The 14,955-nt window shown below is 43.4% G+C and carries 13 protein-coding genes; 2 read left to right on the plus strand and 11 right to left on the minus strand.

Annotated elements, in window-relative coordinates; translation table 11 throughout:
* Positions 1 to 81: 81 nt before the first annotated feature.
* The 7 genes from M8998_RS03875 to M8998_RS03905 all read right to left on the minus strand — a co-directional run bounded on the left by M8998_RS03875 (position 82) and on the right by M8998_RS03905 (position 5,663).
* Complete coding sequence (locus tag M8998_RS03875) at positions 82 to 1,155, minus strand: hypothetical protein (RefSeq protein ID WP_249990784.1); 1,074 nt, start codon at positions 1,153 to 1,155, stop codon at positions 82 to 84.
* Positions 1,152 to 1,421, minus strand: a complete 270-nt coding sequence (locus M8998_RS03880) for a hypothetical protein (RefSeq protein ID WP_249990785.1) — start codon at positions 1,419 to 1,421, stop codon at positions 1,152 to 1,154. Before M8998_RS03880 ends, M8998_RS03875 begins: the two co-directional genes overlap by 4 nt.
* Positions 1,418 to 2,032 carry a CHAP domain-containing protein gene (locus M8998_RS03885; protein WP_249990786.1) on the minus strand — a complete coding sequence of 205 codons (615 nt, stop codon included), beginning with the start codon at positions 2,030 to 2,032 and terminating at the stop codon, positions 1,418 to 1,420. Before M8998_RS03885 ends, M8998_RS03880 begins: the two co-directional genes overlap by 4 nt.
* A 73-nt stretch (positions 2,033 to 2,105) precedes the next feature.
* A complete protein-coding gene (locus tag M8998_RS03890; protein WP_249990788.1) occupies positions 2,106 to 2,795 on the minus strand; it encodes a hypothetical protein in 690 nt (229 codons plus the stop codon).
* A gap of 6 nt (positions 2,796 to 2,801) precedes the next feature.
* Positions 2,802 to 3,704, minus strand: a complete 903-nt coding sequence (locus tag M8998_RS03895) for a hypothetical protein (protein WP_249990789.1) — start codon at positions 3,702 to 3,704, stop codon at positions 2,802 to 2,804.
* 2 nt (positions 3,705 to 3,706) lie between these two features.
* A complete protein-coding gene (locus tag M8998_RS03900; RefSeq protein ID WP_249990791.1) occupies positions 3,707 to 5,191 on the minus strand; it encodes a tetratricopeptide repeat protein in 1,485 nt (494 codons plus the stop codon).
* Positions 5,136 to 5,663, minus strand: coding sequence for a hypothetical protein (locus tag M8998_RS03905; protein WP_249990792.1), 528 nt, complete (start codon positions 5,661 to 5,663; stop codon positions 5,136 to 5,138). Before M8998_RS03905 ends, M8998_RS03900 begins: the two co-directional genes overlap by 56 nt.
* 476 nt (positions 5,664 to 6,139) lie before the next feature.
* Here M8998_RS03905 and M8998_RS03910 point away from each other — a divergent pair, with 476 nt between their 5' ends.
* Positions 6,140 to 7,174 carry a hypothetical protein gene (locus M8998_RS03910; protein ID WP_249990793.1) on the plus strand — a complete coding sequence of 345 codons (1,035 nt, stop codon included), beginning with the start codon at positions 6,140 to 6,142 and terminating at the stop codon, positions 7,172 to 7,174.
* A gap of 382 nt (positions 7,175 to 7,556) precedes the next feature.
* Here M8998_RS03910 and M8998_RS03915 read toward each other — a convergent pair whose 3' ends face one another.
* The 4 genes from M8998_RS03915 to M8998_RS03930 are packed head-to-tail and all read right to left on the minus strand — an operon-like array spanning position 7,557 to position 13,125.
* A complete protein-coding gene (locus M8998_RS03915; RefSeq protein ID WP_249990795.1) occupies positions 7,557 to 7,808 on the minus strand; it encodes a hypothetical protein in 252 nt (83 codons plus the stop codon).
* A 15-nt stretch (positions 7,809 to 7,823) separates the two neighbouring features.
* Positions 7,824 to 9,251 carry a RagB/SusD family nutrient uptake outer membrane protein gene (locus M8998_RS03920; protein WP_249990796.1) on the minus strand — a complete coding sequence of 476 codons (1,428 nt, stop codon included), beginning with the start codon at positions 9,249 to 9,251 and terminating at the stop codon, positions 7,824 to 7,826.
* Positions 9,252 to 9,264: 13 nt separating this feature from the next.
* Positions 9,265 to 12,468 (minus strand): SusC/RagA family TonB-linked outer membrane protein, encoded by a 3,204-nt coding sequence (locus tag M8998_RS03925; RefSeq protein WP_249990798.1) that lies wholly within the window; start codon positions 12,466 to 12,468, stop codon positions 9,265 to 9,267.
* A gap of 21 nt (positions 12,469 to 12,489) precedes the next feature.
* Positions 12,490 to 13,125 carry a TlpA family protein disulfide reductase gene (locus M8998_RS03930; protein WP_249990799.1) on the minus strand — a complete coding sequence of 212 codons (636 nt, stop codon included), beginning with the start codon at positions 13,123 to 13,125 and terminating at the stop codon, positions 12,490 to 12,492.
* Between the two features lie 1,404 nt (positions 13,126 to 14,529).
* Between M8998_RS03930 and M8998_RS03935 the strand changes: the two genes are divergently transcribed.
* A complete protein-coding gene (locus tag M8998_RS03935; RefSeq protein ID WP_249990801.1) occupies positions 14,530 to 14,940 on the plus strand; it encodes a DUF6530 family protein in 411 nt (136 codons plus the stop codon).
* Positions 14,941 to 14,955 lie beyond the last annotated feature (15 nt).

Consider the following 14,955-nt stretch of genomic DNA (forward strand, 5'->3'; position numbering starts at 1 on the left):
TCCGCAATAAGAGGTTTTAAATTCGCTTATCCAGCTTTATCTTTTGGTATAGATCTACTGCCTGTTGCAGGTTTCTTCTGGTTAATCTCTATCCGGTATCGGTACCGGAGGAATCGTGATGAGTGTCTCGCTCTCTACTTCCTCCTGTTGGACATGATTAGGGCTTTTGTAGGATTTTTCGGGTTCTTCGCAGGTCGTATAGAAAATGCTGCCGGGTTTTATTTTGTCTGTCGATAGCACTACATCTGTAGCCACACGTAAAGACAGGCGTTCTAATTTCCGCAATACACGATCATCATTATAGGGGTTTTGATCGTAATAGTCATTGTTTTCTTCGCTATCGATTTTAATATACTCGTTACCGCTTTCATCAAAGGTATATTGGGACAAATCTACTTCGGAGAAAGTAGCATAACTCACATTCACAAAGTATTTGGCATCGAAATCATCCGTTCCTGCATACTGGCGCTTCATATCAAGTATATCGTTCCACTGATCATTTTCGGTACCGGCGTAGCGTCTTGTATAACCTTTTTCGCCACCATAATTGGACAATTGGATACATAGGTTTCCATCTTTATCATGGTAGAAACCACCTAAGAAATCTTGGTATGCGCGTTTTGGCTGATTGTGTACAAAAACAAATTCATTGAGCTGCTGGTCATTGTTAAAACTCCAAGCATGGGTTTCTTCACCTTCCCAACCAGACACGATGATGATCTTGCCATCGGACGGTATCATTGGGGCATTAAAAATAAAAGGACTGTCGAAGCAATTGGCATTTTCATTGAAAACCCTTTGCGGCATCTCTCGGTCGAATTGCACAAAATTCCCTCCTCTTTCAAATCCGCTAAAAACCATTGTCGATTTACCAGTTAAGTTGGGATTATGATGCCCAAAGACCTGCACGGTATCGAGTTTTTCCGTGGTGAATTTTAAGTGGTCCGCATCTTTTTGATACGTCCCAAAAACTAGCGTAGCGTAACCGTACAGCATAAAGGTACCATCCTCAAACAAGGAAACACCCTCTAAATGACCGTACTGCCCACTGATCTCTTTTTTCCAATCATCACCTTGTGGTATATATGGCTTTTGCTGTGCCTGCAGAAGTATAGTGTTGCTCATCATAAGGATCAGCAATAGGATGTATTTCATACGGTTTTCTTTAATAAAAGTTGACAAAGTAATAGAAGCAATACCAGTACAAGCAGGCAACCAATCATGAGTTGCAAATAAGCGGATATACTATCCATCGATTCGCCATGGCAAGATACGGTATCTCCCCAGATCGTCGTGACCGACTCCCCTTCAAAACGAGTTCTGCACGCGAGGTGTGCCGGCAGCACGAACCAAAGCAAGCATACCGCACAGCCAGTAAAGAGAATAAACAGCGAATTTCTGAGGTATTTGATGCCTTTCATATCGGATCTCCTATATTTTCATATGGGGGCATCCGTAGCCAGCCGAGTATTCTCGGATTGACTATTTGCCAATTATTTTCATCTTTTAGCACGCGATAGCGTTCTCTCGCCGCCGCGAATGGACCTGGGTTTTGTTGGATAATTTCCACGAAATCGTTGCTTACCGACGACACAATGGCGACGTGACCATAACGATTCCATAGCGTGGGTGTATACACGACCAAATCACCTTCCCGTGGCCTGCTTTTACTTGGATTAGCAAACTGTTCCAATGCTCGCTTGGTATTCAACGTACTATCTGCCAATGTCGGATCAAAAAAGTCTTTAGCGTTGCCGTAGCTATCGGGCATTTTATGGCCATAGTACTCGTAATAATACCGCTTTACAAATTCTACACATTGATATGTGATTCCCAGATTGTAGCCATCCACCGCGGTATTGCGATCGCCGGTGTGGCTCACACCTCCATTATAATATACATACACGCCGTTCAGACTGTCTATCCGATCACCAACCGATAGATTAGGATTGATATTTACTTTCTTGAAAACAGAGACTGCAATCACTAAGAGAACAACAACAGGCAGCACATATTTAATCACTTTCTTCATCACATTCATTTTATTGATCGGCATGAGCCAATACGCATTCTAATGGAATATACTATATCTATCTTCAATAATTTTATACCTCGTCTTCTACTACAATAGCTCTATTGATAAATACAATATGCTGTTTTAGAAAATCAACTTCTTCCGGATAAAGCGTAGCATAACTGATCGAAGTAATAAGCTTATCCTCTTGATAAATACGTACCTGGCATCTTTTCCCGAAGCGACCCCAATTTACCCTGCGAATAGCGATCCGCTGAATGGCGTGCGGCCTGAAAACAAAGCGTTTAAAATTCTTAAATACTAGCAATCCCTTCTGAGAGATCAGGTACTGTGGCGGAGTAGAAAAGAAGCGCGGTATCTGCTGGCAATATTCTTTGTAGAGCAGCGCAAATTCCTCATTCAGATTTTTTATTTCGACCAAGATGAACTGAAAGCGATTGTAAATCACCCACATCAGCGGAGCAAATACCAGCAACAAAATGCCTTGTAAAGACAATACGGTAGGGAAACTATATGCCAAAAAAGGAACTTGTAACTCCCTGTGCTGATATACAGAATAAATAGCGTAGATAAACAGGCTAACCAATAGTAGGTCGACCAACAACAGCATGCACAACGCGCTATTTCTAAGTATTCGTAAATTCCGAATTTCGTGTTCTATAAATTTCCGCACTTGGATATACTTCTTTCTGGGTGATTCTTTGATAATGCTGCTGCTGTGCCACTCCTGCTGTTCAAAAAATGCTGATTTGTGTCTCACGGCCTATTATTCTTGAAAATAGGTTTTGAATTTTTGCGACTCGGTATCATATACAATAGCGAGCACCACATCATCTGCCGTCAGGATCACACCATCTCTGGGCGCTGGCACAAATTCGCTGGTATTGAGGTAGATCTTTGCTTTTTCTCGAAAAGAGCGAATTCGCATCTTGTCGGTATAGTTTTCGGCAAAAGCAACGTACGGCTGGTGAGTCACTTTATTGGAACAAAATATCAATAAGCGACTGATCTGCTTTTCATTATTATCTACTATCACGGCGACATCCTGTATGCCATCTTCGTCAAAATCCCCTAAAGCGACGGAAGACTTAGAGCGAGCTTCATTCTGCGTGAGGCTATAGGAATTGCCGTCGCTATACTGGTCATCCAATAGGATTTTTTTGACACCAGATGGCAATGTGGTAAATGGCGCCAAAGAGAAATTGGTTCTATACCTATCGAATCGATATTCCTCAATCAACAGATCGGCATTCAGTCGGAAAGTCGATTGGCTGCTATGATCCACATCTGGTCGAGCAAGCACTACCTTATACGCTTCTTTGGATTGCTCGTCATCCACCCACACCTTGTCACCGAACTTAAGATCCCGATCTACTAAATCGCTGGTGTGCCCAATTATTCGGTAAGCAGTCCAAGGCCCATTGTCCCCATCCCATGCTATGGGTAAGCGAGAAGGCACAGAATCCTGATGGTGCAACTCTTCCAGCACTTTTGTTTTTGCGCTATCCGCTACGGTTGTCGAATCGGCAACTGTAGGCTTTGGCATGGCTGTTTTATTTGATTGGCTGAATGTATACAGACCAAATGCTACTCCAGCAATCACCACGCATGCGATAATGCCGTAGATCATCCCATTGGATATTCGCTTATTTTCCGTTCCTCTATTCATCGTTAGTTGTTTTCGGTTAGCAGCTGTTTCATCCCCAGATCATCTATGATCTTATCTCTTAAATCAGGATTGGGTAGCCTTTCGATGAATTTCATCTGTATGGGCGCTAATCTCTTTTTGTCCTCATCATGACGATAATTGCTACGAAAAGCCAAAAGCAGACCTTCGATCAGATTTTCGACCCTTGGGATCGCTACAAATTCTTCGAAACTATAGGTTTTATCCGCTTCAAAAAATCCATCAAACAGGCGCAGCAACTCCTGAATTTTACCGGAGTCTTGCTTGTGCTCGCTCTTTACAGCATCTTGGAGATACAACTGCAGCGCAGAAAAAAACTGAATCTGTCGAAATTCCAATTCAATTTCCCCAACATCATCTTTTAGATAATCAGTGCTTAGTGCATACGTCTCCTCAAAAGCGTCGAGCGCATAAAAGCTAAATAAGAGGTCGTCATACTTATTGGCTTCCTTTATCCATGAACGATAGAGTCGTTTAGACAATTCGGGACGGAGTTGGTAGGTTTTACAGATATTTTTTGGTGCAGTGAAGAAAGCAAGCATATCTTGTCGATAAAACACCATCGGATGCGCCTGTTGCGCATCCACAATCTGCTGCATGATTTGTCCTTGTTCGTCTTCGTCCGTACTTTGCGCCAATAGATACAAGCAGGAATAGAGGTAAAAGTTGCGATCGTCTTTTATGATAAGCGGCACCGTATCATCGCTAGGATCATAGCGGTCGAAAAAGGTTTTGTAATGCTTTATCGCTGTCCTATATTCTTGTTTTTGATAATAGGATCTCCCGTACAAGGTTTGGAAAGCATTGTGCAATGTCGTGGGATCCGCCTCGTTCATGAGTTTGAGGCAGTCGTCGTATCGCGCGATATTTTGCGCCATAGAAGCCGCATTCCACAACCTTTCTTTATCCATATAATACGCCTTGACTGCATGTTCAAATGCTTGCTCGTCCTCATCTAAGTTGGAATAGGCTGCCGATAAATTGGAATGGTATAGCGCCAGCGTTTCCTTGTCGTCTACGTTAGCATACAAGGTGGCCAACCTGAATTTTTCTTTGGCGAGCTGGAATTCCTGTTGTAGATAATAGCACAATCCACATTGCGACAGCAGGTATGCATTGTTGTAATCTTTTTCTAATAGTTCTTCATAAAGCTGTGCCGCACGTGCATATTCCTCATCCTGATAATGGATCATCGCTTGGCTGGTCTTTTCTTCTACAAGATGATCTTGCGCATTAGTCCATAAAGGCAAAACCAGACAACAAAGTATCCAGAAAGATTTTGCTATACCGTATACATTACTCATGGCTATTTCTATTATGTTGAGTCGAAATTTAAGCGATAAACCATAATCTTCTATTTCCTGTTTACGATTCGCATCTAGGCGTTTACAATTAGCGCTGCAAGGATCGTATTTATTGACAATACAAGAGATCGCCGGTATGAAACTGGCCGATAACCTGTTCAGCATACTTCGCCTGTATAATGTAAAAGAGCTCCCGATAATGTGGATGTTTTTCCCCTGCTTGCAACGTGTTATTTTCTTTTTCTTTCATCACGACGAGCGTACTCTCCTCATTGTCGTACAGCGGCACATATTTCAAGACCCTATCCTTCAATGCCCAAGTATACACCTCAAAAGAATCCATAAACTCGCCTTCCGATTTTTCGGCCGTACCGTGTTCTTTGTTTAACAATTGTATAAATTGATCGCTCTGCTGCTGCGTGAGATCGGAAGCGATGGCGTTAAACACCATCATGTCTTCTTCCAGACTCACCACCATATTGAAGGTGTTGAATACAAAGTCGCCGTATGTCGCTATCTCATCGCTGCTTCTAGAGGAGAATTGTCGATATTCTACCCACAGCGGCTTTCCCTCGTCGGTGTAATCATTCTCTCGGCTAATGAACTTTTGCAGTGCGGTGTTTTTCACATTGTACATTTCCGAATAGGTATTGTCTTTCGTATCGGCAGGCAATAATATGCTTACCTAAGTCGAAAAATCAAAGTTGTCCAAAAATAATACCGACGTCGCTAAAGATTTCGGCTGCCCGATGCAGCTATTCATGATAAGTAGTGCCACTAGTGAACTGAAGATTATTATTTGAGTAGATTTCATATATGCTTTACTCCTGTCGGTTTTGATGTTATTATGAATGATTAAATTAAAGCTAATTGATCAATATCACGCAGCGCATTTACAATTCGCTGTTGCCCATTTATGAACTGCTGTACAAAGCAGCACCAAGACGAATCGTAAATCACTTCTTGTAAATAATAAATCGTTGGATACGGTCATCGTGGTAAATGTTACATTTGGGAAAGCGAATGGTATGTAAATGATGCGGCGTACACTTTTCGGATTGCATTAGCCTTTATCAATTTTATCTGTTTATACTTCCTTAATAAAACAACACGATGAGAACACTAATTATGCTTACACTCGTACTTACTTCCACCATAGCCTTACAATCCTGTGCGCAGGAAAGTGAATCCTTTTGGCGTATCAAGAGCATCCATAGAGAAGACGGTGAACCATTCCTCGGACTGACCGCAATGTCCATGGAGGAGATAGCAGATTATAACTTTCACTTCGTGAAACGCAATGATAGCCTATATTTTGAATGGCCTGAAAAATTCGCTATCGGCTTGAACGATTTTAAGCAACTAAGCCAGCTGCAGATTACGGGCAAGGATTATTATGAGATGTACGATCATCACTTCCAGGGAAATAGCTTTCTCATCAAATTCGTAGATAACGCAACCAATTCTAAATCAAAAAACACGATAATGGAATTTGAAAAGATAGATCAGGAAGCCTACAAAAAAGACTTGGAAGAGGCTATTGCATATCGAAAAACTATTGCAGATAAAATAGAAGCCTACAAACAAACCTTGGCGAAGGATTCGCCCATCGTGTTGGAGCCGATGAAAAAACTGGCTACAAAGGTCGATACCATATTTGACGATACGTATGATAGCGACATCGTGCTGCGTATACCCGAAAAAATAGCGTTATGGGAATCCGGCGATCTTAAGAATGAAAAATTTGGTCCCATAAAAATTGGCACCTTCAAAGATCATTCGAAAATTTACGATATAGAGCATGCGGAGGATTATGGCCTGAAACAGCTGACGCTTTGGCTCTCTACCGACCCGACTCCTTTTGATCTGGAAAGTTTTGTGGCAGAAAATACCCAACTCGTGGTGGTCAAAAAGGAGAAAGACGCGATAGTAGGCTATACCATCAGTTACGACTTTGAAGAAGACAAGCCCTTCGTCCAATCTTTCGTCACCCTAAAGTATTACCTGGTCGGCAAGACTCATGTATTTATTTACGGAGATGTCTCTGCTTCGCAAATGCAAAATGCCTCAGATATAGCAGAAATGAACAAAATCCTTAATTTCAATTACCTGATCTCGGAGCATATGACAGTAGAGCCAAATCCGTAAAACAAGTCCTTACCATCGCCGAAAAGCATCTTTTAGATAATAACTTTACCGTAAAGGCGATTAGTCCTGTAGAAGAACTAATCGCCTTTAAACCTGCAAACAGCAATACGTTGAACAGGATGAGCACCCAAGGGTTCGATTCTGGAAGGCTCAGGCTACCGTGCGGGAATTGGGCTGTTCTAAAAAACTTGTTTTTCAAAAAATCAGCCTTTCACTCGTCACGAAATCATATACTGATCTTTTCCATTATGGCTTTCCTTTAATAGAGCTATAAACAGGTCGAAAATTTACAAAAACGCTGTTCGATAATATCTTTATAATTTGATTGTAGGATTCTGAGAAATGTGGGCGTCTGATCCAATAATAATCAAGTTTTCCTGAGTTAGCTCCTATTCTGTATTCTGGTATCACTAATTGCCCTTATCACATCCAGAAGATCTCCGTTGTTTTTGATCCAATCACTAACCGCTGCAAATAGCATGCTACCCCTAACAAGAAAGTCTTCATCGGGCACATCAATCTCCTGCAGAAGTAATCCCTCAAGCAAAGTGACATGATCGGGTTTCCAAGTTCTTAACTCCGCTTTAGTATTCAGGTAGTGCTTAATTAGATTTTCCTTTTTTCTGAACAACATAGCTGCTGAATTTGCTTAGCGCGGATTCTGCTGAATATTCGATAGCGCAATCACTTCCTCTGGAATGGCAATGGCATAACGCGGATCATTTGGCGGTAGTCGGTAACGCTGACCATCGGTAACTCTTTCCAGCGTGATTCCTGCTCCATCCCGATTATACCTTTTTATATCCGGCCATCTCAGCGCGCGCATCACCAACTCTTTACGACGTTCCTCTCTGATAATAGCTAGTGCAGTATTTCTATCGCTAAACGTGTACGGTGTAAAATTTGCCCTCTGGTAACGCGTGACTAAAAGCTGATTTAGTGCTTCGGCTGCGCCGCCAATATCTCCCTGTTGCGCCTTGCATTCTGCAACCATTAGTAGTATCTCGGCTGCGCTTATCCCGTTAGTTACATTCATCGCCCCGGTATGGCCACCTCGGAAGAAGTACGTACCATCCGGGTTTGCCCCGTAATAGATGCGCTTTCGCAGATCGTGCGCGGTGTAGCTATCATATAACTCGGGTACTATCTTGGCAACGCTTATACTCAGCGCGCCGCCATAGAGCGTATTGCTCCATAGCAGTAGTTCCTCACTACTATTGGTGGTTACAGGAATGGGATAAAGCGGTGCTTCGCTGAGGGTATTGAAATCAATCAGCCTCAAACTCGATAAATCAATTTCATTCAGGCGATCAAGGGCTGAGCTATAATCGCCCATGTACAAATACGTCCTAGCTAACATCGCTAGCGCCACGGTTTTTGTGGGCGCTGTCTTTCCCGGTTGAAGCTCTGGCAAAAGTGTAATAGAAAGTGCTAAATCGTCGATGATCTGCTGGTAGGTTTGCTCCAGCGTGGCGCGCTGGGATGGGACATTGGGGTCTGGATCAAGCTTGAGTACCATGCCCAGCTCTTGCTGAGACGTGCTCGTGTTATAGGCTACGCACCAAGTCTGCGCAGCATCCAAAAAGCGGCTTGCCCGCACATATAGAGCATGACCGCGCACCTGATCGGCCTGCACCCCACTCAGATTCTGCTCCTCCATACCCTGAAGTACCAGATTGCAAATGTTTACCGCATAGTAGCAGTTGTACCACTCATCGCCACCAGAGCTCTGCGGCCGTGCCACAAAGTCTGCTTGCCAGGTGTATAGTCTGCGGTCACTTTCATATCCTAACCCTCCCACATCGGCATCACTTAAATAGAAGTCTGCCGCGCTCACTTCTCCCGCTGCCGTGTAGTCATTGTTGATATTTCCGAAGTTGTCCAGCATGGCCTGAAAGTCTGCCACGGTCGTTGGTACAGATAACCGCTGATCCGCCCTTTGTTCCAGAAAGCTATTGCACGCTGAGCACAGCGTGATGATTAAGACCAGCAGGACTTTCGCATGCAAGATCTGTTTTGACCATCTTGCAAATAATCCAGTTCGTCTATTTCTATATGGTTTGCTTTGTAATTCCATCGTTATAGTAAGTTTAAAAGTTTGCCCGCATCCCTATGGTGTAGCCTGCTGGCCGCACTAATCGCGTGCCGGTCGTATTATTAAAGTCCGGATCGATACCCTGCTTGTTTGCTCGCCAGAGCAGTCCTAGATTATTGGCATTCAAGTACACCAATATTTGCTGCCGCTTTCCGGCAACCTGCAGGGGCAAACCGTAGCTCAGATTGATGTACTGCAAGCGGATATGATCTCCGCGCTCTACTAGTGCGGCGGATCCGGCGTAGAAGTTATCCCGCTGGGAGTCCGTGGAGTACATATTAGCAGGAATATCTGTGATGTCCTCATCACCGGGCTGTTGCCAGCGATTGCCATAATCGCTATGGCCACGCCAGCTATTCATCAGGTTGGTATAATGGATCGATCCTCTGCGAAACCAGTAACCCAGCTTATAGGAGATACCTACCTGCAGGCTAATATTTTTGTAAGAAAAGGAGTTTATGAAAGAGCCAAAACTGGTCGGAATCGACGAGCCGAAAAACTCCAGCTCTTCCAGCGTTGTTCCCGCGCCAATAATCGTCCGATAATCCGTACTAACTTCTCCATCGAGGTATCCTTGTGCGGCTCCGTTTTGGGAATCCAGGCCTGCCCATGGGTAGGCAAATACGGCATAAACGGGTCTGCCTGCCACGCCAGAGATGGGTACGTTGCCCGGATTGACATACTGGTTAGCTAGGGTACGATTGATGAGGTACTCCTCAATCTGATCTTTAAAGAAACTATAGTTCAGTATGCTTGACCATTCCAAACCGCCGCAGCTGATATTGATCGTTTTTAATTCCACATCTACTCCACTGCCCGACATGCTAGCGACATTACGCAGTGTGTATGGCGGAATGCCGGTCGTGTAGTCTAGTGGCGCAGCACCAAACAGATCACTGCCCTTTTTTCTAAAATACTCCACGCTAGCCACGATACGGTTGTCCAGCATACGCACATCAGCCGCCAGATTGATCATATTGGAAGTCTCCCAGCGCAGCGAGGGATTATAATAATTATTGACTACGGCCACCGGTCTGCCCGTGTAGTTGGAATTACCGGGCAAATAGCGAATGGTATTGACCGCCACCATCGCAGGATCAATATTACCGCTAAAGCCGTAAGTAGCTCTGAGGTTTAAGTAACTAATTAAATCCGATTGGAAAAAAGATTCCTCGGAAATTTTCCAGGCGCCGCCCACCGACCAAAACGGATTCCACTGGTCGTTCGTGTTTAATCCAAACAGGTTACTGGCATCCCGGCGCACGCTGCCCGAGAGCGTATACCTGTCGCGGTAGGTGTAGGCTGCATTACCATACTGCGACAAAAAGTGCGTGTGGGTAGCTGATACAAATTGGTTGTTGGGGATAAAGCTACTACCCGAGACAAAACCAGGGTAACTGCGCGTGAAGTCAACCAGTCCGCTGGTCATATCATCCGGGTTATACCCATAAAGGCGATGCTGGTCGGCCTGCCGGACAACCGAGCGCATTTCCAGCCCTACAATTCCGCTGATATGGTGCGCTTCACCAAAACTGCGATCATAGCCAAGCTGGCCTCGCACATTGTTGCTGCGGAGCATGCCGCTGGATAGATCATGGATGCCTCCCCTGGGTACGGGATAGCTAGCCTGACCCTGATTATTGATTTGGGTGTAGCGGTTCACAAAGTCGCGCGCCATATAGCTTTGCGGATCTGCGAGCGTACTGCCGCTATCGTACTGCCGCTCGAACTGATAGTTGACCGAAGCTTTCAGCCCCGGCAGGATATCATAATCAAGTGCCGCGGTAGCTAGGATATTGGACGCGCGGCTAGCACTCGTTTGGTGCTGCCAGTTGGTTAGCGGATAGTAGTTCCAATCTTGCAGCAGCCCCTGCCCGGCCGAATTGATAAAGCTATTGTTCCAGGTGTTAAATACCGGTATTGGCCGACCATATTTGTCTGCAATTTCCATATAAGGAACAAACACACCGCCGTTCATCGAGATATCATTATAGCCCAGTCTGCCCGAACGGGTGCCCGACTCGGTGTAATAGATGCCGGTACGTAGCGATAAGGCTTTGATTGGTCTATAGGTATTTTCAAATCGTAGGTTCATCCTTCTATACCCTTCTCCTAAGTTGTCAAAATTACGGTCATAGCCTGCTGCCGAAGACCAAGACAGTTTTTCAGATCCTCCTTGAAGTCCTAAATAGTACTGCTGGTTTACTCCAGCTCGATACATATGCTGGTTCAGCTGATCGCGCGCGTCTATGCCGCGCAGCCGCTGTAATTCGGCATCTACCTGCTCCGCGTCCATCGATCCCTCGCGCAGTTTGCTGAGCATATCTACCACCGGAGAGAGCACCTGTCTCGCTGCCGAAGCGATGCGGCTATTGTAAAACCCCCGATTAAAGAGTTCTACTTCCATATCGATGTAGTCTGCGCTAGACATCTGCCGGATGTAACCCAGATCCGGTTTGGAGGTGATGGTCACATGGCTATTAAATTCTATAGAAATAGGTCTATCAAACGATCCCTTTTTTGTGGTGATCACAATAACCCCATTAGCCGCTCTAGCTCCCCAGATGCTCGAGGCTGCCGCGTCTTTTAATACCGTGATGCTCTCGACAATATTGGGGTTGATGTTTTGGATGTCGCCCTCATAAGGAAAGTTGTCCACCACAATGAGCGGATCGCGGGGTCCCTGAATGGTGGATAGTCCTCGTACCATCAGTCTTGGCGTAGTCAGGCTGTTATCGGTCGTAATGCTGCTAGCGATAGCGGGCAACCGGGAGATAATATCCGGACCAACCTGCTGATTAAAGAGATCTTTATCAACCATGGAAAAAGAACCGGTCGCGCGCTCGCGTGGGAGCTGCTGATAGCCTGTAGAGACGATGGTGACCGAGTCGACCGAACGCAGCTCGGTTTCTAATTGTACCGTTAACGTATCTCTGGCCGCATCCATAACATCGGTGGTAACAGTTCGGTAGCCTTGATGTTCAATCACAAACCGCCTTTCTCTGGAAGGATGCACTCCCAGTACGAACCGTCCACGAAGATCGCTGATAGCAGAGTTATCTAAGCCTAACTGCCGGATTGTGGCTCCACGAATGGGCACGCCATCCTGTTTGGAGACCACCTGACCGCGCAGCTGCTGGGCACGCGCGGTATGATAAGAAAGAGCCATGGTCAGCGCAAGTAAGTATATTGTTTTCATAATATTGATAGGGTAAGCTGCTTAAAGGTTTTGTTTGTCAATATGGTAATCGATAATGTCTTGCACGAGTCCGCCCCCGCCGGTGAATGCCCGGATAAAGCCGTTTTTAGAAATCCATACGTAGTTGGGTATTAAGCGGTGGGGAAACTGTGCGATCAACTTTTCATCAAAAATGATGGAGGGCAGACTGGTGCCGCCAATCTTAGGCAGTACATTCTTATAGCACTGATCAATTTTTTCAAAAGAGTCTTTGTATTGCAAGGGATTCACTAGCACAAAGACCACATCATCAGGGTATTGCTGGGTAAACTTATCCAGTTTGGCAAAGCCTGTTCGGCATGCACCGCACCAGGTAGCCCAAAAGTCCAGGATCAACAGCTTGCCTTTAAACTGCTCTAATGTGCCTCGAATGGTATCGCCTGCACTGTAAAACAAATGCTCCTGAGTCCAGAATTCATCCGGCACCTTCTCTCCCATGAAAATGGGACTTACTTCTGTAACCTCAACTCCAGCCGCGCTATCCGAGCGAGACTGGGCAACGGCACGATGAATAAACAGGTACGCACTGAGCATAAGGAGTATGGAAAGCCTTGCTAAGGCTTTAAAATTGTTTTTTGGTTTAGGCCAAAGCGCGGCTAAGTCGTATAAAAACGTCATTTTTTTGGGGGATTAATAGGAATGGATTGGGTTAAACCTAAATTAACTTAGGCTTTTACTAATTATATATTTCGTGTCGTAAAAAAATGGTTAATGTGGCTTCCTAATCATAGTAAAATAGTTAAAATAAAATCGAACTGAAAAGCACACAATTTAGGCTATTGAAAAACAGCATACCTCCCAAACAAACGGATTTTATAGTGTTATCTTGTTGATCTTTCATCGATACTATTCACTGGACATAATAAAATATTCTAACTCTTGTTAATGCTATTAATAAATACTATTTTTATTACGGAAGTGAATAAAGCACTATTATAGCCGATTATCGAGCTAAAAATCTTTATTCTATTTCCCATTGCACCACATTATCTACTGTATGAAAAATGTGATAGATAAAGATGTGAATAGGATACAATTGTAATGCAAGAAGGAAAACCGAACATTAGCCTATATCTACCAAGCATAAGATTAATTCGGGGGGCATTTCACGTTCTTTAAAAGTGTGTTAGCGGGATACGACGGACACCAATACTTTATTGGTTGTGGTCTGTGGTGAAAAATGGTTTTTGCTCGTGTCATAATACATCTGTTTATGGGTAACGATGTAGACTCGAAAAGCAAAGGAAGGTAATCAAATTGGGTGATAACCCAATAGGACGAACTCCAATGCTTTTGGTAGAGGTACCGTCAAGAACCACTCAGCCCGAAGGTCTGAGTTCCGCAAAAGACTGACATGAAGTTCGCCCTATTGAATAGATATCTCGAAGATAGCAAAATCCAATAGAAAGCGAACTCACGATCTACTCATACGGAAAGTTTGACGGTTTTCTACCATGAGTGACATCGTAAAAGAGTAAGAGATACACCTCACTCCTATGTGTCGCTATAATTAACTAATACAAATATAGTATAATTTTATAAATACTCAATTAATTTAATCTAAAAGAATAAAAAAGTAAGAAATAAAATGATTTAGCAAAGTAATGACAAATACGGTTACCCGTAAAACTGAACGGGAATAATGGTTTATGTTTGGTGGAGGTAGTGTAAGAGTAGAGTTAATAGAGAGAAAAAACATATATGAATCTCATATCAAGTCTCTTATTGAGAATATAGGTTTTTAAACAATGGAATGGATAAAAATTAAAGACACAATCGTGAAATATCTCACTAATAATCCTGAGGGGGAGCTTAAAAAACCTAACATCAGGTTACGGGAATTGCAAAAGATTGAATCAAAGCTCCCGAGGGAGTATATCAGTGATCCTAAGAGACTATTAGATGTTAATAAACAAAAAGTTATACTGTTGCTTGGTATTAAAAACAGTGCGGCAAAGTCTATTGTCAATAATATCTATGACATTTTGAATGGTATAACTCTGAAAGCTAGGAAACGAAATAATGACTAAAATTCCAACTCACCTTAAACATAAACCTATTATTGCTGTTGATAATTATGATAAAATCGACAGTAAATATGCTGGCCAAACTGATGCCAAATATTTGTCAATTGGAGAAGCACAGTACAATGTTAAAGAAATTTCATTAAAAGTATTTCGAAACGTCAACAATAAATGGAGTAGACAAAGCGAAGAACTCCCAATTCATCGTAACATTGATTTGAACATACTTTTCTTGGCTTCACTATTAACCGACATCAATGCAAATTACTCACAAAGTAGCCTTAGAGAAGAAATTATTGAATCAAGCAAAATACATTTAATAAAAAATTATTATGACAACCATAAGGAAAAATTATATCCAAGATTGGAAGAGTTGAAATCTTTGCTAGATAAATTTCTGGCAAAATAGTATGTTACCTTCTAA

Origin of the sequence: Sphingobacterium sp. lm-10 (assembly GCF_023554555.1) — a bacterium.
Lineage (GTDB): Bacteria > Bacteroidota > Bacteroidia > Sphingobacteriales > Sphingobacteriaceae > Sphingobacterium.

Coding starts and splice junctions, on each gene's coding strand:
- M8998_RS03875 (WP_249990784.1), bottom strand. CDS start 1,155: ATGAAATACATCCTATTGCTGATCCTTATGATGAGCAACACTATACTT.
- M8998_RS03880 (WP_249990785.1), bottom strand. CDS start 1,421: ATGAAAGGCATCAAATACCTCAGAAATTCGCTGTTTATTCTCTTTACT.
- M8998_RS03885 (WP_249990786.1), bottom strand. CDS start 2,032: ATGAAGAAAGTGATTAAATATGTGCTGCCTGTTGTTGTTCTCTTAGTG.
- M8998_RS03895 (WP_249990789.1), bottom strand. CDS start 3,704: ATGAATAGAGGAACGGAAAATAAGCGAATATCCAATGGGATGATCTAC.
- M8998_RS03900 (WP_249990791.1), bottom strand. CDS start 5,191: ATGCTGAACAGGTTATCGGCCAGTTTCATACCGGCGATCTCTTGTATT.
- M8998_RS03905 (WP_249990792.1), bottom strand. CDS start 5,663: ATGTACAATGTGAAAAACACCGCACTGCAAAAGTTCATTAGCCGAGAG.
- M8998_RS03910 (WP_249990793.1), top strand. CDS start 6,140: ATGAGAACACTAATTATGCTTACACTCGTACTTACTTCCACCATAGCC.
- M8998_RS03915 (WP_249990795.1), bottom strand. CDS start 7,808: ATGTTGTTCAGAAAAAAGGAAAATCTAATTAAGCACTACCTGAATACT.
- M8998_RS03920 (WP_249990796.1), bottom strand. CDS start 9,251: ATGGAATTACAAAGCAAACCATATAGAAATAGACGAACTGGATTATTT.
- M8998_RS03925 (WP_249990798.1), bottom strand. CDS start 12,468: ATGAAAACAATATACTTACTTGCGCTGACCATGGCTCTTTCTTATCAT.
- M8998_RS03930 (WP_249990799.1), bottom strand. CDS start 13,125: ATGACGTTTTTATACGACTTAGCCGCGCTTTGGCCTAAACCAAAAAAC.
- M8998_RS03935 (WP_249990801.1), top strand. CDS start 14,530: ATGACTAAAATTCCAACTCACCTTAAACATAAACCTATTATTGCTGTT.